The sequence below is a fragment of the Pseudomonas sp. 4CAES_32.4 genome, from assembly GCF_058136335.1.
Window position 1 is genome coordinate 3454034 of sequence record NZ_CM176882.1, and the last position, 20473, is coordinate 3474506.

14 protein-coding genes and 2 riboswitches are annotated in these 20473 nt (G+C 60.8%); of the genes, 9 read left to right on the forward strand and 5 right to left on the reverse strand.

Annotated features, from left to right (window positions below):
* Positions 1-157 precede the first annotated feature (157 nt).
* Genes wecB through AC3Y64_RS15390 form a run of 5 tightly spaced genes read left to right on the forward strand, consistent with a single transcriptional unit; the run spans position 158 to position 8579 of the window.
* Positions 158-1312, forward strand: a complete 1155-nt coding sequence (wecB, locus tag AC3Y64_RS15370) for a non-hydrolyzing UDP-N-acetylglucosamine 2-epimerase (protein ID WP_489984323.1) — start codon at positions 158-160, stop codon at positions 1310-1312.
* Positions 1309-3483 carry a cyclic di-3',5'-guanylate-activated glycosyltransferase NfrB gene (gene nfrB / locus AC3Y64_RS15375; RefSeq protein WP_489984324.1) on the forward strand — a complete coding sequence of 725 codons (2175 nt, stop codon included), beginning with the start codon at positions 1309-1311 and terminating at the stop codon, positions 3481-3483. Before wecB ends, nfrB begins: the two co-directional genes overlap by 4 nt.
* Positions 3480-6641: an NfrA family protein gene (locus tag AC3Y64_RS15380; RefSeq protein ID WP_489984325.1), complete on the forward strand. Its 3162-nt coding sequence runs from the start codon at positions 3480-3482 to the stop codon at positions 6639-6641. Before nfrB ends, AC3Y64_RS15380 begins: the two co-directional genes overlap by 4 nt.
* Complete coding sequence (locus AC3Y64_RS15385; protein WP_489984326.1) at positions 6641-7519, forward strand: DUF4434 family protein; 879 nt, start codon at positions 6641-6643, stop codon at positions 7517-7519. The genes AC3Y64_RS15380 and AC3Y64_RS15385 overlap by 1 nt, the downstream gene beginning before the upstream one ends.
* Positions 7503-8579: a GGDEF domain-containing protein gene (locus AC3Y64_RS15390; protein WP_489984327.1), complete on the forward strand. Its 1077-nt coding sequence runs from the start codon at positions 7503-7505 to the stop codon at positions 8577-8579. Before AC3Y64_RS15385 ends, AC3Y64_RS15390 begins: the two co-directional genes overlap by 17 nt.
* A gap of 129 nt (positions 8580-8708) precedes the next feature.
* Here AC3Y64_RS15390 and AC3Y64_RS15395 read toward each other — a convergent pair whose 3' ends face one another.
* The 5 genes from AC3Y64_RS15395 to cobW all read right to left on the reverse strand — a co-directional run bounded on the left by AC3Y64_RS15395 (position 8709) and on the right by cobW (position 17315).
* Positions 8709-10268 (reverse strand): TerC family protein, encoded by a 1560-nt coding sequence (locus AC3Y64_RS15395; protein WP_489984328.1) that lies wholly within the window; start codon positions 10266-10268, stop codon positions 8709-8711.
* Between the two features lie 398 nt (positions 10269-10666).
* Positions 10667-11269: a VWA domain-containing protein gene (locus tag AC3Y64_RS15400; protein WP_489987978.1), complete on the reverse strand. Its 603-nt coding sequence runs from the start codon at positions 11267-11269 to the stop codon at positions 10667-10669.
* A 53-nt stretch (positions 11270-11322) separates the two neighbouring features.
* A complete protein-coding gene (locus tag AC3Y64_RS15405; protein ID WP_489987979.1) occupies positions 11323-12333 on the reverse strand; it encodes a magnesium chelatase ATPase subunit I in 1011 nt (336 codons plus the stop codon).
* A gap of 56 nt (positions 12334-12389) precedes the next feature.
* A complete protein-coding gene (cobN, locus tag AC3Y64_RS15410; RefSeq protein ID WP_489984329.1) occupies positions 12390-16238 on the reverse strand; it encodes a cobaltochelatase subunit CobN in 3849 nt (1282 codons plus the stop codon).
* A gap of 3 nt (positions 16239-16241) precedes the next feature.
* Positions 16242-17315, reverse strand: coding sequence for a cobalamin biosynthesis protein CobW (gene cobW, locus AC3Y64_RS15415; RefSeq protein ID WP_122590808.1), 1074 nt, complete (start codon positions 17313-17315; stop codon positions 16242-16244).
* 99 nt (positions 17316-17414) lie between these two features.
* Positions 17415-17625: riboswitch (cobalamin riboswitch) on the reverse strand.
* Positions 17626-17840: 215 nt separating this feature from the next.
* A riboswitch (cobalamin riboswitch) is annotated at positions 17841-18062 on the forward strand.
* Positions 18063-18185: 123 nt separating this feature from the next.
* On the opposite strand from cobW, the gene AC3Y64_RS15420 reads away from it, so the two are divergent.
* The 4 genes from AC3Y64_RS15420 to cobM all read left to right on the forward strand — a co-directional run bounded on the left by AC3Y64_RS15420 (position 18186) and on the right by cobM (position 20334).
* Positions 18186-18383, forward strand: coding sequence for a CbtB domain-containing protein (locus AC3Y64_RS15420; protein ID WP_093430890.1), 198 nt, complete (start codon positions 18186-18188; stop codon positions 18381-18383).
* Between the two features lie 11 nt (positions 18384-18394).
* A complete protein-coding gene (locus AC3Y64_RS15425; protein ID WP_489984330.1) occupies positions 18395-19096 on the forward strand; it encodes a CbtA family protein in 702 nt (233 codons plus the stop codon).
* A complete protein-coding gene (locus tag AC3Y64_RS15430; protein WP_489984331.1) occupies positions 19093-19506 on the forward strand; it encodes a cobalamin biosynthesis protein in 414 nt (137 codons plus the stop codon). The genes AC3Y64_RS15425 and AC3Y64_RS15430 overlap by 4 nt, the downstream gene beginning before the upstream one ends.
* 81 nt (positions 19507-19587) lie before the next feature.
* Positions 19588-20334 (forward strand): precorrin-4 C(11)-methyltransferase, encoded by a 747-nt coding sequence (gene cobM / locus AC3Y64_RS15435; protein ID WP_489984332.1) that lies wholly within the window; start codon positions 19588-19590, stop codon positions 20332-20334.
* The last annotated feature ends 139 nt before the right edge of the window (positions 20335-20473 follow it).

The window sequence follows — 20473 nt, forward strand, 5'->3', positions numbered from 1 at the left end:
CCATCAACTGATGGCACTTTCTTCCTAAATCATCGGTAACAAACAAGCCCCAAGCCGGATTGGACAAGCTCCCATCCGGCTGCTTTTCTTTATTTCTCAGTAAGAGAACACGCGAAAGGCGTTTCGCCCCAGCGTTGCGAAGTCCAGGAGGGGGTCAATGTCTTTTAAAGTCATGATGGTTTTCGGTACTCGCCCGGAGGCTATCAAAATGGCCCCGCTGGCCCGGGTCCTGCGTCACTGGCCTGACATCCAACTGAACATCTGCTCCACCGGCCAGCATCGCGAGATGCTCACTCAGGTGCTGGACGCCTTCGAGCTGACGGTGGATGAAGACCTGCATGTGATGACCCAGGGCCAGACCCTCAACGGTTTGTCGCAGCATTTGCTGACACAGCTTGATCAGGCCTACGAACGGGTCAAACCGGATATCGTGCTGGTCCACGGGGACACCACCACCAGCTTCATCGCCGCCCTCGCCGCGTTCAATCGGCAACTGCCCATCGGCCACGTTGAAGCCGGCCTGCGCACCGGCAATTTGCGCGCACCGTGGCCTGAAGAGGCCAATCGACGCCTGACCGGCGTCATCGCCGACCTGCACTTCCCGCCGACTTCCAAATCCGCCGCCAATCTGCTGCGCGAAGGCGTGCCCGAAGACAACATCGAAATCACCGGCAACACGGTGATCGATGCCTTGTTGTGGATGCGTGCCCACCAGCAACAAACCGATTGGCAGCCAGCGGCTGATTCACCTTTGGCAGTGCTTGATGATCAGCGCCGGATGATTCTGGTGACCAGCCATCGTCGGGAAAACCTCGGCGATGGGTTTCAGAATATTTGTCAGGCCTTGGCAGAACTCGCCGAGCGTTACCCGGACGTGCAATTCGTTTACCCGGTACACCTCAATCCGCTGGTGCAGGAGGTGGTGTACGGCATGCTCGCCAACAAACCCAACATCTATCTGGTCGCACCGCAGGACTACCCGAATTTCGTTTGGCTCATGGGCCGGGCGCATTTCATTCTGACCGACTCCGGCGGCGTGCAGGAAGAAGCCCCCGCCATCGGCAAGCCGCTGCTGGTGTTGCGTGACGTTACCGAACGGCCTTCGGTGCTGGAAAGCGGCACCATGCTGCTGGTGGGCACCGACAGGGCTCGCATCGTCAAAGAGGCCAGCCAGTTGCTTGACGATGAGCAAACCTACACGCGCATGAGCCGCGTGCATTTCCCTTACGGCGACGGCCATGCCAGTGAATTGATCGCCACACGCCTGCACGCCTGGTTGAGCGCACGCTCGCCGGCGGGTGACGGAGTATGAGTCTGGGTTGGGTCGATTTCTTTGCGTATGTGTTGTTTGCTCTCAAATATGTGGCGATTGCCCTCGCCCTGTTGATGTTCATCCTCGGTCTGGACGACCTGTTCATCGACCTTGTGTACTGGGGCCGCAGATTGATTCGCCGCTGGCGGATCTACGAGAAATTCGAGCGCGCCGATGAAGAACGCCTGTACACCATCGCGGAAAAGCCACTGGCGATCATGGTGCCCGCCTGGAATGAAGTCGGGGTCGTGGGTGAAATGGCTCGCCTGGCGGCCTCGACCATCGACTACGAGAACTATCAGATCTTCGTCGGCACCTACCCCAACGACGCTGAAACCCAAGCGGATGTCGACGCGGTCTGCCAGCACTATCCCAATGTGCACAAAGTGGTCTGCGCCCGTCCCGGCCCGACCAGCAAGGCTGATTGCCTGAACAACATCATCGACGCCATCCTGCGTTTCGAGAGCGAAGCAAAAATCCAGTTCGCCGGGTTCATCCTTCACGATGCAGAAGACGTGATTTCGCCGATGGAATTGCGCCTGTACAACTATTTGCTGCCGAACAAGGATCTGATCCAGATCCCGGTCTACCCGTACGCCCCGGAATGGAAAGGCTTCACCGCCGGGCACTATGTCGACGAGTTTGCCGAGAACCATGGCAAGGACGTCATCGTCCGCGAAGCCCTGACCGGGCAGGTGCCCAGCGCCGGCGTCGGCACCTGCTTCAGCCGCAAGGCGATCAGTGCCCTGCTTGAAGACGGTGACGGTATCGCCTTCGATGTGCAGAGTCTCACCGAGGACTACGACATCGGCTTCCGCCTCAAGCAGAAAGGCATGAAGTGCATCTTCGCCCGTTACTCGGTCAGCGATCCGAAACTGGCCCTGGAACAGCCGTGGGCGTTCGGCATGAACCGCGAATTTTCCCAGGTCATCTGCGTGCGTGAGCACTTTCCACGGGACTTGCAGCACGCGATCAGGCAGAAATCGCGCTGGATCGTCGGCATCGTGTTTCAGGGCACCAAGAATCTCGGCTGGAGCCGCAAGGGACTGCTCAACTACTTTCTCTGGCGTGACCGTCGCGGGCTCATCGCCTACATGCTGAGTTTTCTGGTCAACCTGCTGTTTGTTGTATTGATCGTCATGTGGCTGGTGACGGTGATTTCTCCGGAGTCGTGGCGTTACCCGTCGATTCTTTCCGACAGTTCCATCCTGCCCGTCCTGCTCTGGCTCAACGGTTTCATGCTGCTCAATCGTTTGTTCCAGCGCGGCTGGTTCGTTACGCGCTATTACGGGTTGGCCGAGGGGCTGCTGTCGGCGCCACGGATGATGTGGAGCAACTACGTCAACTTCTTCGCCAACCTGCGCGCGCTGCGCCAGGTCATGGAAATGGGCGACTCGCGGCGCGTCGCGTGGGACAAGACCACCCACGAATTCCCGGCGCTGACCAAGGCACAACGAGTGCCGCTGGGCCGTCGACTGGTGGAGAAAGGCCTGCTCACCGAAGAACAACTGGAAGCGGCCATCACCAGCCCGGTGCGTCGGCGTCTGGGACGTGAACTGCTGCTGCGGGAATACATCAACAGCACGCAATTGGTGCAGGAATTGGCCGAACAACTGGAGCTGGAGTGGGCGCCGCTCAATCCGTTCAAACTCGACAAACATCTGATCGACGCGGTTCCGCGCCGGGTCGCGTCGCACTACGGCGTGCTGCCCGTTGCCGAAGAAGGTGACACTTTGGTGCTCGCCTCCGAGGGTCCGGTCAGCCAGGTTTCCCTCGGCGCGATCAGTCGCCAATTGAAACGTCCTGTGCGTAGCCGTCTGGCGCCGCAGGGCCTAGTGACATTGGGGATTCGCTACTGGTACGCCAGCCCCCGCCAGAGTGAGGAAATGCACCATATGCTGGAGGTGCTGGAGCGTCATCAGGACAACGAAGATTTACTGGAGCGCGTCAGTCGCCATCAGGTGTTGCTCGGCAATTTGCTGCAGGTACGCGGCATGGTGCCGCCCAGCCTGTTCAATCAGGCAATGATCGATTTCGATGCCGAGAAGATGTCACTCGGCGAACACTTGATCGCCCGCGGCATGATCACTCAGGAAGTGCTCGAACAGGCACTGGCTGATCAGGCCAGCGAACAGCAGGCCGCCTACCGTATCGTTCGGGAGGTCGCATGAAACCTGTTCAGCGTCACACCCTGTTGCTGGGCAGCCTGTTGCTCGGCCTGAGCGCTGCGTCGCCATTGCACGCCGCACCGCTGAGTGATTTCGAGCAGTTTCGCAGCTACCCCTACATGGATCGCAGCTACCGCGAGGCGAAAAAGGGTAACTGGAAAGAAGTCGAACGCTTGATGCGGCACTTGCTGGAGAAGGTGCCGAAAAATGATGAGGCAAGGGCCTTGCTCGTCGAGTCACTGGCCAATCAGCGTCGCTACAAGGATGCGGTTCAGGCATTGCCAAAGGACAACAGTAAAGCAGTGCTCGACTTGCGTCTGACATGGATCGAGCAGGATCCGCCGAGCAGCGCGCAAGTCGAACAATGGATGGCCACCAGCGATCTCAACGACCGCGTACGGCTTTGGCAGGCTTACAGCCTGAGCCTGGCCAAGTTCGGCGGTGCGGCAAAGGCCCACGACTGGCTCGCGCAACTTTCGCCCAAGGGCGATGAAAACATTCTGCGTCTGGCCCGCGCCAACTGGTCGGAACAATTGCGTGACTGGAGCGGCACCATCGACGAACTGGCTCCGCTCGCAGCCCGCAAACAACTGGATGCCGAAGGCTGGCAGCGGCTGGCCAATGCCTACGTGCAACGCCTCGATGAAAAGCCCTTGCAACAGCTGTTGCTGCAGGCACCGGACCCGCAAGCGACGCGCAAGGTGCGTCTGGCCATGGTCGATCGCGCCATCGCCATGGGCCATGACCAACAGGCGCAACGCTGGCTGCAATCCCTGCCCGCCGCCGATCTGGCTGATCCGGCGCAACGCCAGCGCCTGTGGGAACTGGCGCGGCAAACCGACGACGTCCCCACCGTGCAACGCCTGAGCAACGATTTGCAGCGTCCGTGCCTGGAAACCACCGAGTGGCTATCGCGCCATGACCCCGAAGCCGCTCTGACGCAACTGCGCCAGTGCCAACCTTCGGATGATCCGCAAACCTGGCTGGTCCTCGCCCAGCGCCTGCAAGCGACGGATTTGCTACAGAGCACGCGCTTGCCCGAGCCATGGGACAGTCGGCGTCAGGCGCAACTGGTCGATGTCTGGCAGGAACAGGGCGAGAGCAGCAAAGTCATGGTCTGGCTTGCCGGCCAGACGCAGACCCCGGCGGTGGTCAAGCGCAGGGCCGAACTGGCTCAACGCATGGGGCGCCGTACGGAAGAACAGACGCTTTGGGAGTACCACTACCGGCAAACCGGCAATCCAGCTTCACTGAATCAGGCCAGTTTCCTCGCACTGCAAAGCGGTGATCGCGCCCATGCGCAGCAACTGCTGGAAAATGCTTATGACCGTCACGGCGCTCGCCTGCCGCCTGCGGCGCTGCAACGCCTGGCGGGGCTTTATGCGTCATCGACAGACACCACTCCCGCGCAACAACGGCGCATGGCCTCTTTGATCAGTCATATCGACGGCGCTACCCGTGGCCAACTGCTCGCACAACTCGCCGAAACCGGGCAATGCGATGCCGTACAGCAAGCCATCGGTAGCCAGCCGCAAGCGGCGGGCGACTATCGCGCTCTCGGCCGCTGTGCGATGCCTGATCGTCCCGGCGAAGCCGTGGTGTATTACCAGCAGGCAGAAAAACTGGGGGATCGCAGCAGCCGCTTGCCGTTGGCCTATGCGCTGGAGGCGGCGGGCGATTCCGCCGGCGCACTGGCCATCTGGCGCAGCATTCCGGCCGCCGAACTCACCGACAATGCACGCCTGACTGCAAGCCGAAGTGCGTTGAATGCAGGTGACAACCAGACGGCCGAGCGCTTCTGGCAACACAGCAGCACGCGCGGCGCCAATGAATGGTCTCTTGGCGCGGCCATCGCCGACGCTCGCGGCGATCATGCCGAGGCGCTGCAACGGCAACGCCAGGCCTTGCAAATCGCTCCGGACGCCGGGCATTTTTATGCCGCTTCGGTTTCCGCGCAAAAGGTCGGCGACCTCGCGCAAAGTAATGCCTGGCTTGCCGAAGCGGTGCGCCGCGATCCAGCCAATTCGCGTTATCGCGCCGACTACGGCATGCGTCTGTCCGGCGCGCCAACCCGCGAAGAACGCGCGACGGCCATCCCCTATCTGCAACGGGCGACCCGCGATTTTCCCGAGGACTACCACCTCGGCGAAACCCTGGCCTGGCGCTACGACGAAATCGAGGACAGCGCCTCAGCGCGCAAAGAACTGCGGCGAGTCATCGATCTGGAGCAGAACCCTGTCGCCGCTGACGATGAAGACGGCAGCATGGAGGCCCGGCGTTATCGTCAGCGTCGCGCCCATGAGGCGTTGTCCCGTCGCGACAACTTTACTATCGCCAGTACCTGGTCACCGGCAGGCGTATCGACCAACGACTTTCTGCGTGACGACGACAGCGAGGGGTCGAACCGCAGCCCCAACTCGCAGAACGTTCAGGTTGCGATGTGGGATCACGCCTTGGGTGACGAACCAAGCCGCGCCGGCAGCTCGCTGTCGGTGTATGGTCGCGTGTTGCTCGGCGGGCAAAGCCGCTCCAGCTACGCCGAATCCGTCGCGGCAGGCGTGGGCCTGCGTTACAAGCCGTGGGGTACGCAAAACATCAACTTCTATGGCGAGATCTACAAGCAAAGCCAGTTCGACGACAAGGACAACCACGGCCTGAGCCTCGGCCAGTTGATCAACCCCGATAAACTCTCGGACCAACTCGACGACCACCGCCAGGACGGCCACACCACTACTGACTACCTGCTGCGCGCCACCGCGTCGTTCCTCGATCAGGGCAGATACCGCAACGACTGGCGTGTTGACGAAAGCGAATGGGACGAACGCTTCCTCTACCTCGATGCTGCGTGGTGGACCAAGGCTGGCGATCACCAATGGCTGTCCCGATTCCAGCAAGGTCACACCTGGAAGCTGCCGTTCAATGGCGCGCAGACCGTCATGCCGTATGGCTTCCTCGAGTTTGCCAGTCAGGATCCGAGCAACGATTGGCGGCAAGACTTGCGCACTGGTGTCGGCCTTCGATGGCAGTGGTGGTACGACGATGATCGCTACAACGCTTACCGTTCGAAGCTGACGGTGCGCACCGAATATCAGCAATCGCTGGGCGGCAATCTATATGAAGGCGGCAACGGTGTGCTGCTGGGCGTGGAGTGGAATTTCTGATGGCGCGCTGGATGCTGTTTTTCTGCCTGATGCTGGGCGCACTCGTCGCAAGAGCCGATGAGCGTGTGTTCTATCAACCGCTGAATGTCGATGCCAACCTCAGTCAGGCGCAGTGGCAAAACATCTGGCAGGACACCGCCAGAAAAGGCGCGCGAACCCTGATTGTGCAATGGACGGCCTATGGCGACTCCGATTTTGGCGGCAGCAATGGCTGGCTCGCCAACAGCCTCAAGCTCGCACAGCAGCAAGGTTTGCAATTGGTGTTGGGATTAAAGATGGACCCGGCCTACTACCAACGCATCGACGAACTGGACAGCGCCGGCCTCGGCAAATATTGGCAAGCGCAATTGGGTCAGTCGCTGGCTCAGCAGCACACTGTACGCAAGGACTGGAAGGTGACGGTACAAGGCTGGTACTTGCCGCTGGAGCTGGATGACTTCCACTTTCTCGCGGCGGATCGTCGTATAACGCTGCAAAAGCAGCTCAAGGATTTCGCCGCAAAACTCGATGCGCCGCTGCATGTCAGCGCATTCAGTGCCGGCAAACTCGCCCCAACGGTAAACGCACAGTGGCTGGGCGATTTGAGCGCACTGGGCATTCAGGTGTGGTGGCAGGACGGCGCCGGTACAGGTCGCTTGCCGGTGGTCGTGCGGGACGGTTATGCCAGTGCACTGCCCTGCTCTGTCGGCATTGTGCGTGAAGCGTTTCGTCAGGTCAGCCGTGAGGGTCAGCCCTTCCACGCCGAACCCGTCGCCCCGGATGCGACATCGACCGGGTGTCATCCTGGCGCAGTGTTTTCACTGCGCTATCGTCCATGGGGCCGAGTGATTCTCGACAACCAACGCAACCATCAGGGCGGCAATGTACAAAACCATTGAAGAACAGGTACTAAAGAAAACTGCGCCCGCCGCGTTGCGGGCGGAGTTCATCCAGCATGAATTCGAGCGTTTGCACTCGTTCAGCCTGCTGATCTATATCGCCAGCATTGCCATGTGGCTGCTGTTCGACTTGATCGTGAGTTTCCTCGGCGGTCAGGGATTCACCTGGCGCTCGATGGTATTTCTCGCCCTGTTTGCGGTATTGACCGTCGTGCTGGTGTTCACCCGCAAGGCCCGGCACTTCGATGTCATCACCGTGTTGCTAGTGCTGGGGCTGACCGTTGGGGTACGCCTTATCGTCAACGGCTTGCCACCCGCCGTGCACAGTTCCTGGCTGGTCCTCGCGGCGGCCAGCATGCTCTACAGCATTTCGGTACTACCGCTGAGTCGCTGGTCATTCTTTGTCGTACAGGCGCTGATCTGGGTGCTGCTCAACCCCTTCCTCAATACCACCACCAGCCTGATCGAACTGAGGGGCGTGATGACCGCGTGCTACAGCGTGTTTCTCTGTGCACTGACCATCTACACCTTTCTGAAACTGCGCGAGGCCAAGCTCTACAACTACATCATGTCCAAGCTGCTGCTCGATCAAGCCTACAACGACACCCTCACGGAAATCCCCAACCGTCGCTCATTCATGACCCTCGCGGAACAACATCTGCACGCCGTACCTCGCGAACACGACCATTACCTGGCAATGATCGACATCGATAATTTCAAGAAAGTGAATGACACCTATGGCCACGACATCGGCGACGAGGTGTTGAAACGCATTGCCGCCGATATCAAAACCGTCATGCTGCCGTTCGATTACGCGCGACTGGGCGGAGAGGAGTTTGCGATTTATCTGGCCGGCGTCCGGCGCGAAGACGTCGAGGCCCTCGCGACCGAACTGTGCCGATTGGTGCGCGAGCAACCCACTCGCCATCCGGTGACCATCAGCATCGGCGTGACCCGGGTGGAGGATAACGACACCCTGACCCAGGCGCTGATCAAGGCAGATGCGGCGCTGTATGAGTCAAAGCACACGGGCAAGGATCGCTACACCTTTTATCAGTGAAATCTGTATCGGCTGGAGGATTGTCATCCCTGGCAAGCCAGCGCCCAGAGGATTTGTGCGCGTGCCACAAATCGAATGGGAGCCAGCCTGCTGGCAAAGAGGTCGGTGCAGTGAACAGAAACGTCCGTGTTACGCGGCCTCGCGCACCAACAACACTCGCGTCACCCGCCGTTCTTCAACAGCGACAACGGTCATCTGCCAACCTTCATGCGCCAGTCGATCACCCTTCATTGGCAAGCGGTCCAGCAGGCTCATGACCAATCCGGCCATGGTCTGGTAGTCCTCGGTCGGCTCGGCGCCAAAACCCGTGCGCTGGCGAACCCGCGACAGGTTCAATGCACCGCTGACCATAAATCCGCCCTGCTCTTCGACGACGTCCGGGCCTTCGATTTCGCTGGCATCGGGTAGCTCACCGGCAATCGATTCAAGGATGTCGGTCATGGTCAACACACCGACAAAATCACCGAATTCATTGACCACAAAGGCAATATGCGTGGATGCACCGCGCATTTGCTCCAGCGCATTCAGAATCGAGTAGCTGTCGAGCAGATTGACGGTCTTGCGGGCCAAATGCTCCAGATTCGGTTCAGTACCGGCCAGGTATTCCTTGAGCAATTCTTTCTTGTGCACGAAACCCAAAGGCTCATCCACCGCACCGTCACGAATCAACGGCAGGCGCGAGTAGGACGAATGCATCAACTTCGTACGAATCGCCTCCGCGTCATCAGCCAGATCGATGCTGTCGACATCGGCGCGCACGGTCATCAAAGCGCGGATCGGCCGCTCCGCCAGTTGCAGCACGCCACTGATCATCACTCGTTCGCGGCGATCAAACAGCTCGGCAGTCGGTGCTTCGCCATCGTCCAGCAAGTCGGAAATCTCCTCGCCAACCTCTTCCACCGCCAACTTGCGCCCACCGAGCAAGCGCATGACCGCGTGGGCCGTGCGTTCGCGCATTGGGCGCAGGCCCTGCATCGAACGTTTGCGACGGGCGCGGGCAATCTGGTTGAACACCTCGATCAGGATCGAGAAACCAATGGCCGCGTACAGATAACCTTTCGGGATATGGAAGCCCAGACCTTCAGCAGTCAAGGCAAAACCGATCATCATCAGGAAGCCAAGACACAGCATGATCACCGTCGGGTGGGCGTTGACGAAGCGCGTCAGCGGTTTGCTGGCCACGATCATCAAACCGATGGAAATGATCACCGCGATCATCATCACCGCCAGCTCATCCACCATGCCCACGGCGGTAATCACCGCGTCGAGCGAGAACACCGCATCAAGCACCACGATCTGCGCGACGATTGGCCAGAACAACGCATACGCGGTATTCGTCGACCGCTCGCCGACGTGGCCCTCCAGGCGTTCGTGCAACTCCATCGTCGCCTTGAACAGCAGGAACACACCACCGAACAGCATGATCAGGTCACGACCGGAGAAGCTCTTGTCGAATACTTCGAACAACGGCTGGGTAAGCGTCACCAGCCAGGAAATACTCGCCAACAGGCCCAGGCGCATGATCAGTGCCAACGACAGACCAATGATGCGTGCGCGGTCGCGCTGATGCGGCGGCAGTTTGTCCGCGAGAATCGCGATGAACACCAGGTTGTCGATACCCAGCACCAGTTCCAGCACGATCAGAGTCAACAGGCCTAACCAGGCCGTGGGATCCGCTAACCATTCCATAAAACGTCTCGATCTCTCTTCAGTGAATTCAGGCTGCCGGACACGGCAAAGCGCAACGCGAAGGCTCAAGAGCCGCGTTAACAACGATAGTCGGAGGTCGGAAAACCGGATGCTGCGAGTGCGTCAAGACCGCGCCATGGCACGTGGGGGAACTACAACTGGGAGGTTCCAAGAGGGTGTTCATGCAAATCCTGAATGAAAAATGGCCTTGGAGCGTACAGGCTTTGGGAACATTTCCTACAGCGGCAAATCATTTCAAAATCTGTAGCAAGCTGAAAAGCTTCGCGAGCAGGCTCGCTCTCACAGAAGTCTCAGGTGTGAATGTGATGCTTGGTTTGACATCGAACCCTGTGGGAGCGGGCTCGCCCGCGAAGAGGCCCGCTCAGAGACCGCAACCTTTAAAGTTCATCGATATGCCGATATTCCGCTTCGAGCGCCGCCGCCAGTTCCTTGGCCCGCCCCAGTCGAATCGGCCCGCGCTCAATGTCGATCAACAGCCCCGGACAGGCTACTGCCAACACCGCACCGAGATCCTTCAAGCGGCCGTCCGTGACCACCAGCAATCGCTGTTGCTCGGCAGGAAAGCGCTTGCGTCGTACCGTCAACCATTGCTGTGCCTGGGCCAACGCCGCCAGCAACGGTGTACCGCCACCCGCGCCTAACTGATCAAGCCAGACTCCCAGTCCGCTGGACGCTTTCAAACCCTGCACCTGCCATTTCGGCGTGGTGCCACTGGCGGTCAACAAGGCCAGCCGCGCACGCTGTCGATAGGCGTCATCGAACAACTGCGCAAGCAGGCCCTTGGCGTCACTCAAGGCATGATGACGGCGAGTCGAAGCCGACGCATCGACGATCACCAGCCACAGTTCATGGGGCGAACGCGTGCGCAATTGGAACAGCAGATCTTCACGCGCTCGAGGACGCCCATTGAGCAAAGTCCCCGGCCAATTCACCGTACCGCTACGGGCCGCATGGCGCTTGCCCTGACGTCCACCGTCCAGCTGTCCGGCGCGGGGTTTGGCATTCGCCCCCGCTGCGGATCGGGGGCGAATGCTTACGGCTTTTTTGCTAGCGGCCAGCTCGGCACTTCGCGGCGGGCGCCAGTGGCTAACGCGGGCGCAGGCATGTCGCCCCACTGGCCCTGCCCTTCGCTCGGCTGTGTTGCCTGAGCCTCGGCCGGCGACTGTGCAGACTGTTGCGGAGCCGATGACGGTTGCTCACGACGACGATGGCGCAGGGCAAACTCGGCCACGGCGTCGATGTCTTCTTCGCCAATCTCCGCTGCCCCGCGCCATGCCGCGTGGGCACGGGCCGCACGCAGCCAGACCAGATCGGCGCGCAGGCCATCCACCCCGGCAGCAAAGCAACGTTCGGTGATGTGTGCCAGCGCCGTATCGTCCAGCGCAATGTCGGCCAGGGCAGCGCGAGCGTGTTCGCAACGAGCGCGCAAGCCTTGCTGCTCGGTTTCCCATTGGGCACAGAAGCCTTGCGGATCGCTGTCGAAATCCAGTCGTCGACGAATGATCTGTCCGCGTTCAATGGGCGCGGTGTGGCCGCTGAGGGCTACGTTCAAACCGAAGCGGTCGAGCAGCTGCGGGCGCAACTCGCCTTCTTCCGGGTTCATCGTGCCGATCAAAACGAACTTCGCCGAGTGCCGATGGGAAATGCCGTCACGCTCGATCAGGTTGGTGCCACTGGCCGCAACATCGAGCAGCAGATCGACCAAGTGGTCAGGCAGCAAATTGACCTCGTCGACGTAGAGCACGCCGCCATCGGCCTTGGCCAGCACACCGGGAGAAAACTGCGCGCGACCTTCGCTCAGTGCGGCATCGAGGTCCAGCGTGCCGACGAGGCGCTCTTCGGTGGCGCCCAACGGCAAGGTGACGAACTGGCCACTGGCAAGCAGATCGGCCAGGCCTCGGGCCAACGTGGATTTGGCCATGCCGCGCGGGCCTTCGATCAGCACACCGCCGATTTTCGGGTCGATGGCGGTGAGGCACAGGGCGAGTTTCAAATCATCGGCGCCGACCACGGCGGAGAGCGGGAAATGCGGGGTTTCGGTCATCTTCATTACTCGGTCATGGTCGGTGAATTGCATTTTTAACTGTGGCAGCGACTGGGTTAGCTGTCTTCTTCTATGTCCAACAGCAGATTCTCCAGCGCCTCTTTATAAGCCCCCGGCTCCTGCCACATCCCGCGCTGCTGTGCTTCGAGCATGCGCTCGGTCATGTCGCGCAGGGCATGCGGATTGTGCTCCCGAACAAACTCCCGAGTTGCCGGATCGAGCAAATAAGCATCGGCGAGCAAGGCGTATTGATGATCGTCGATCAACTGCGTGGTGGCATCAAACGCAAACAGGTTATCAACCGTCGCCGCCATTTCGAACGCGCCTTTATAGCCGTGGCGTTTGACCCCGTCGATCCATTTCGGATTGGCTGCCCGCGAGCGGATCACACGGTTCAGCTCTTCTTTCAAGGTGCGAATCTTCGGCAGATCCGGCTGGCTGTGATCGCCGTGATAACTGGCCGCTGCTTCGCCGCGCAAGCTTTCGACGGCAGCCAGCATGCCGCCCTGGAACTGGTAATAGTCGTTGGAATCAAGCAAGTCGTGCTCGCGATTGTCCTGATTCTGCAGCACCGCTTGCACCTGGCTCAGGCGCTGGACGAATTGCTCGCGGGCAGCCGTGCCCTCATCCGAACCGCCATAGGCGTAAGCGCCCCAGTTCAGGTAGACCTCGGCGAGATCCTCGCGGGTTTGCCACAGACGCCCGTCGATCGCGCCCTGCACGCCGGCTCCGTAAGCACCGGGTTTGGCGCCGAAGATCCGCCATCCGGCCTGACGCCGCGCGGTGTCTTCATCGAGACCCGATTGCCGCAGCGCCTCGCGTTCGGCGCGCACTTTCGCGGCCAACGGGTTGAGATCATCCGGCTCGTCCAGCGCCGCCACCGCTTGCACGGCGGCATCGAACAGGCGAATCAGATTGGCGAACGCATCGCGGAAGAACCCGGAAACCCGCAGCGTGACATCGACACGCGGGCGATCAAGCAGGCTCAGCGGCAGTATCTCGAAATCATCGACACGCTGACTGCCGGTGGCCCACACCGGGCGTACACCCATCAATGCCATGGCTTGGGCGATGTCGTCGCCGCCGGTGCGCATGGTCGCCGTGCCCCACACCGACAAGCCGAGCTGGCGCAGGTGATCGCCGTGGTCTTGCAGATGGCGTTCAAGAATCAACGTCGCCGACTGGAAACCGATGCGCCACGCGGTGGTGGTCGGCAGGTTGCGCACGTCGACCGAATAGAAGTTGCGCCCGGTCGGCAGAACGTCGAGGCGGCCACGGCTGGGTGCGCCACTCGGGCCGGCGGGAACGAAGCGTCCGCCGAGGGCGTCGAGCAGACCGCGCATTTCGGCGGGGCCGCAGGCGTCCAGGCGTGGGGCGACGACTTCGCGCAGATTGTCGATGATTGCGTTGACCTCAGCCCAACGCGATCCTTGTAGGAGTGAGCCTGCTCGCGATGGCAGTGTGTCAGTTAAATTAATGTTGGCTGACACACCGCTATCGCGAGCAGGCTCACTCCTACAAGGGGGCTGCAGTGACTGGGAGATTAACTCGCTGGCAAACAGTTCGAGGCGCTCACGGCTGTCGCCGGCGGTGCGCCAGAATTCGTCGCTTTGTGATTGCAGCTGTGCCGGGCGTGGGCCGGTCCATGGCTCGGCCAACGCGCAATCAAGCGGATCGAAACCAAGCTCAAACGCTTTGGCCAGTGCACGCAGCAAGCTTGATTGCGCACCTTTGCCATCGCCACGCGGAATCCGCAGCAGCGCCAGCAAGGTATCAATGCGCAGTCGCCCCGTCGGTGACTCGCCAAAAATGTGCAGACCATCGCGAATCTGCGATTCCTTCAGATCACACAAATAGGTGTCCAGACGCGGCAGCCAGATTGCCGCATCGGCGTCGCTGTCCAGTGCAGCGTCGAGTTGCAGCTCACGGTCAATCTGCGTATCGCGCACCAACTGCAGAATGTCGCGCTGCAGCTCGCGGGCGCGACGCGGGTCGAGCAGTTGCGCTTCGTAGTATTCGTCGGCCAACAGCTCCAGATTGCGCAGCGGACCGTAGGTTTCGGCGCGGGTCAGCGGCGGCATCAAGTGATCGATGATCACCGCTTGCGTGCGTCGTTTGGCCTGGGCGCCCTCGCCCGGATCGTTGACGATGAACGGATAGATGTTCGGCAGCGGCCCGAGCAGCGCATCCGGCCAGCAATTTTCCGAAAGGCCGACACCTTTGCCTGGCAGCCATTCAAGGTTGCCGTGCTTGCCGACGTGGATCACGCCGTGCGCGCCGTAGGTGTTGCGCAACCAGAAATAGAACGCCAGATAAGCGTGCGGCGGCACCAGATCCGGGTCGTGATACACCGCGCTTGGATCAACCTGATAACCGCGTGCCGGTTGAATGCCGACGAAGGTCAGGCCGAAGCGAATGCCGGCAATCATCATCCGACCGTCGCGACACATCGGATCGTTCTGTGGCGCTCCCCAACGCTCGACCACGGCGCTGCGATTGGCTTCGGGCAACGCGTTGAACATCGTCAGGTAAGCGTCCATGGCCAGGCTTTGCTGGCACGGGCGCAGGTCTATCGTGTCGAGATCGTTGCTGACGCCGCCGAGCAATTGCTGGATCAACTCGGTGCCGCTGCCCGGCAACTCTGCGGTGATCGGATAGCCCTCGGCCTGCAACGCCCGCAGAATATTCAGCGCTGCTGCCGGCGTGTCGAGGCCGACACCGTTGCCGATGCGACCGTCGCGGGTCGGGTAGTTGGCAAGAATCAACGCGATGCGTTTTTCGCTGTTAGGAACTCGCGCCAGATCAATCCAGCGCCGCGCCAGTTCAGCGACAAAATCCATGCGCTCAGGCTGCGCGCGATAGCAGACCACATCGGACTGACTGCGCTCGCTGCGCCAGGCCAGATCCTTGAAGCTGATAGGCCGGCTGATGATGCGCCCGTCGAGTTCCGGCAAGGCAATGTGCATCGCCAGATCGCGCGGGCCAAGGCCTTGCTCACTGTCGCGCCAGCCGGGTTCGTTGTCTTGGGCGCAGATCGCCTGAATCACCGGAATATTGCGGCGAAATGGCCGCAGATGCGGCGCTTCAGGGCTGGACTGGGCGAAACCGGTGGTATTGAGGATGACCCCCGCCTCGACTTCGTCGAGCCAATCCTCGACCACCGCCAGGCAGCCGGGCTCTTTCAAACTGGCCACGGCGATTGGCAAGGGGTTGAGCCCCGCCGCCTGCAGACGCTGGCAGAAAACATCGATAAACGCGGTGTTCGCCGCTTGCAGATGCGAGCGGTAAAACAACACCGCCGCGACCGGGTTTTCCGGCAGCCATTCGGCTTGCCAGTCATTCAGTGCGGCGCTGGGTTTGTTCGGGTGGTAAATCGCCGTGCGCGGCAAGGCTTGAGGCTCGCCCCACGGGTAATCGCGGTCGAGCCAACGGCTGGCCATGCAACGGAAGAAATCCAGCGCATTGCCCATGCCACCCTGACGCAGGAACTGCCAGAGCCGGTCGCGATCTTCGGCGTTGACGGTGCTCAAATCGCTGAGCTCCGGATCGGGACGATCATCGCCCGGCACCAGAATCACCTGCACGCCCCGCTCGCTCAGTTCGACCAAACGCTCGACGCCGTAACGCCAGTAGGCGATGCCGCCGTGCAGCGAGATCAGAATCACCTTGGCGTGGCGCAGCACTTCATCGACGTATAAATCCACCGACGCGTGATTCTGCACCTGCATCGGATTGGCCAGGCGCAGGCTCGGGTAATCCTCCGGCAACTGCTGCGCCGCTTCGGCGAGCAGCGCCAGGCTGGAGTCGCCGCTGCACAGGATCACCAGCTCGGCGGGGGTTTGGCCAAGGTCGGCAATGTTGTCATCCGAGACGAAACCGCCGGGCTGAGTCCTGAGCAGGTGCATGGTTTAAACGCTGAGCGCGGCGCGCAGTTGCGCTTCGAGTTGGGCGGCATCGAGTTCCTGACCGATCAGCACCAGACGCGTAACGCGCGCTTCATCGGCACCCCACTGACGGTCGAAATGCTTGTCGAAACGCGTGCCGACGCCTTGGATCAGCAGACGCATTGGCTTGTTCGGAATCGCCGCGAAACCTTTGACACGGAGGATGCCGTGCTGAACCACCAGTTGCGTCAGCGCGTCGAGCAGCAGGCTTTCGTCGGCTTGCGGCAGTTCGATGGAGATCGAATCGAAGGCGTCATGATCGTGGTCATCGTGGTCGTCATCGCCTTCACCGTGATGGTGATCATGATGGCTGTGGCGGCTGTCGATGTGTTCTTCGGAACCGGCACCGAGGCCGATCAACACGTCCAGCGGCAGGCGGCCGTTGCTGGCTTCGATGATTTTCACCGCTGGCGGCAGCTCTTCGGCGACTTCAGCGCGTACGCGAGCGAGGTCTTCCGGGCTGGTCTGGTCGGCCTTGTTGAGGATGACGAGGTCGGCGCTCGCCAGTTGGTCGGCGAACAGTTCGTGCAGCGGCGATTCGTGATCGAGGTTCGGGTCGAGTTTGCGCTGGGCGTCGACCTGATCCGGGAACGCGGCAAAGGTGCCAGCGGCCACAGCCGGGCTGTCGACCACAGTAATTACCGCGTCAACGGTGCAGGCGCTGCGGATTTCTGGCCACTGGAAGGCTTGCACCAGCGGTTTCGGCAGGGCCAGGCCCGAGGTTTCGATGAGGATGTGGTCGAGGTCGCCGCGACGCGCGACCAATTCGCGCATCACCGGGAAGAATTCTTCCTGAACGGTGCAGCACAGGCAGCCGTTGGCCAGTTCGTAAACGCGGCCGGTGGCTTCTTCTTCGGTGCAACCGATGGTGCATTGTTTGAGGATCTCACCGTCGATGCCCAACTCGCCAAACTCATTGACGATCACCGCGATGCGACGGCCCTGCGCGTTGTCGAGCATATGGCGCAGCAGCGTGGTTTTGCCCGAGCCGAGGAAGCCGGTGACGATGGTGACGGGGAGTTTGGCCAGTGTTTTCATCGGTATGCCCTTTGGCAAGCGGCGGGCATACGGGACGAGAACCGGCAACGCGCGTGCGCGCCGGAAGCGTTCGCCACCGGATCACCCCGCCCGGTTGTAGTGAGAATCTGTGACGAGGCAGGTCTCCTGGCTGACGGTGTTCAGGCATGCGCCTGGCGTTTGCTGCGCCTTCCCGCTGGCTCATCGATTGAGCTGGCAGTGGCGTGGCAGCGAACAGCACCGTTCACAGTTGCGGGGGCAGCCGCGGCATTGACCGCGTTCCCTTCTTAGCTTCGGCGTGGGCCGAAGAACCTCGAATGCGCAAGGCTACGCATCGGGTGGTGGTGGGTCAATGGGCGTTGAGTTTTGGTATAGGGGGCATATCCGTTGCTGCGGGTGCTGCTACTGGCGGTTTCGCTCTTACAGCGAGTCACTTTTTCCAAACGCCGAAAAAGTGACCCGCCGTAAGGGCGGAACCCTAATCAGCAACACCCGCAGCAACGGATCCACCCCAAAAAATTGACCAAAACCCCACCCCCATGCTCTCCTACACAACTTGTTACGGGTGCCCTTCACAGGGTGAAACGGGAAACCGGTGAATCATGTGCTTTACTCAAGCCCATGTCAGTCCGGTGCTGCCCCCGCAACGGTAAGCGAGCGAAGCGTCAAAACCACTGTGCCAGTACGGCATGGGAAGGTGACGCTTGCAGGTCGGCCTGACGCCAACCCCTCGTGAGCCCGGAGACCGGCCCGCAACACACAGCCCGCATTTGTGCGTCGCTGAACATAACAAACCCGCGGTGGGCGGGCGCTGTTTGAACCCCTGCGTGCTCGACCCGCAGGGGTTTTATGCGCTCTATATCACCCGCTGACACTCCAGAGGGAAGCGCCATGTCGATCATCAGCAGCACCGGCAGCAACACGGACAAAATCGCCAGCACCACCACACTGAGCCAACGCCTGACCGCCGCGATCTTCGCGTCGATTCTGGGCGCCAGCCTGGTCTACTTCGCCGGTTTTTCGCACATCGAAGCGGTGCACAACGCCGCCCACGATACCCGCCACAGCGCCGCGTTCCCGTGCCACTGAGACCTGTCGACATGATCAAGCGTATTGCGCAAACCGCAGGGTTCACCGGTCTGCTGGCCGCCCTGCTCCTCACTCTGCTGCAGAGTTTCTGGGTCTCGCCGCTGATTCTTCAGGCGGAAACTTTCGAGAAAGCCGAACCCGTCGCCGTTCATGAACACGCCGAAGGCGCCATGGCTGGCCACACTCACGATGCCGAAGCCTGGGAGCCGGAAGACGGTTGGCAGCGTGTGGTTTCGACCACCGGCGGCAATCTTGTCGTGGCCGTAGGGTTTGCATTGATGCTCGCCGGCCTCTACACCCTGCGCGCACCGACCAAAACTTCGCAAGGCCTGCTCTGGGGTCTGGCCGGTTACGCGACCTTCGTCCTCGCGCCGACCATGGGCCTGCCGCCTGAACTACCGGGCACCGCTGCTGCTGATCTGGCATCGCGCCAGATGTGGTGGATCGGCACCGCGGCTTCGACCGCTGTCGGCCTGTCGTTGATCGCGTTCAGCCGTCACTGGCTGATGAAGGTCCTCGGTGTTGCCATCCTCGCTGTGCCGCACGTCATCGGCGCACCGCAACCGGAAGTGCATTCGATGCTCGCTCCGGAAGCCCTGGAAGCTCAATTCAAAATCGCTTCGCAGTTGACCAACGTGGCGTTCTGGCTGGCCTTGGGCCTGATCAGCGCCTGGTTGTTCCGCCGCAAAAGCGATGGTCAATACCACGCATGACCCATGACAGCGCAGCGCCGACCTTCGTCGTCGGCCTGGGCTGCCAGCGCGGCTGCCCGGCCAGTACGTTGCGTGCGCTGCTCGATCAGGCGTTACAGGCCCACCGTATCGAACTCCAGACCGTCAAGGCCTTGGCCAGCATCGACCTGAAACGCGACGAGCCCGGACTACAGGAACTGGCCGCACAATTAGCCCTGCCACTGCTGTACTTCAGCAGCGAAGAACTGGCCAATTATCAGCAAAGGCTCAGCCATCATTCACAGATCGCCTTCGAGCGAACCGGCTGCTATGGCGTTGCCGAAAGTGCCGCTCTGGCACTGGCTGAACAACTGATCCAAGCCCCGGCAAAACTGCTGATTTCCCGGCAGAAGTACGCGCAGGCAACGTTGGCATTGGCCGGCGCAGCATAAAATCCCGATAATCCTCGCCATTGATTATGAGCAATCTTCATCTGAAGGGATTGCCGTGCCGCTTTTTCAAAGGATTCAATGATGACCGTCTACTTCATTGGCGCCGGCCCCGGCGACCCGGAATTGATCACTGTCAAAGGCCAGCGGTTGATCCGCAGTTGCCCGGTGATCATCTATGCAGGCTCGCTGGTGCCAGCGGCGGTGCTCGAAGGCCATCAGGCCGACACCGTGGTCAACAGTGCCGAATTGCACCTGGAACAGATCATCGACCTGATCAAAACCGCCCACGCCAAGGGGCAGGATGTGGCACGGGTGCATTCCGGAGATCCGGGTTTATATGGCGCGATTGGCGAGCAAATCCGCTATTTGCGAGAACTGGGAATCCCGTTCGAAATCATTCCTGGCGTGACGGCTACGGCGGCGTGTGCAGCGTTGCTGGGAGCAGAGCTGACCCTGCCGGACATATCGCAAAGCGTGATTCTGACCCGCTACGCCGATAAGACCGCGATGCCAGCGGGTGAAGAACTCGGCAGCCTGGCCCAGCACGGCGCCACCATGGCGATCCATCTGGGGGTCAATCATCTGCAGAAAATCCTCGCTGAACTGGTGCCGCATTACGGCGCAGATTGCCCGATTGCCGTGATTCACCGGGCGACGTGGCCAGATCAGGATTGGGTGGTGGGGACGCTGGCGGATATTGCCGCGAAGGTTGAAGCCAAAGGGTTTCGGCGTACCGCGCTGATTCTGGTTGGGCGGGTCTTGGGCAGTGAGGTGTTCAGCGAATCATCGTTGTATCGCGCGGGGCATGCACACCTTTACAGGCCCTGAAAGCAAAAGATCGCAGCCTTCGGCAGCTCCTACAGGGAAACACATTCCAATGTAGGAGCTGCCGAAGGCTGCGATCTTTTGATCTTGTGGCACCAGACAAACGCACTCATCACGGGAAAATGCATTGCCTGGTTTGTGA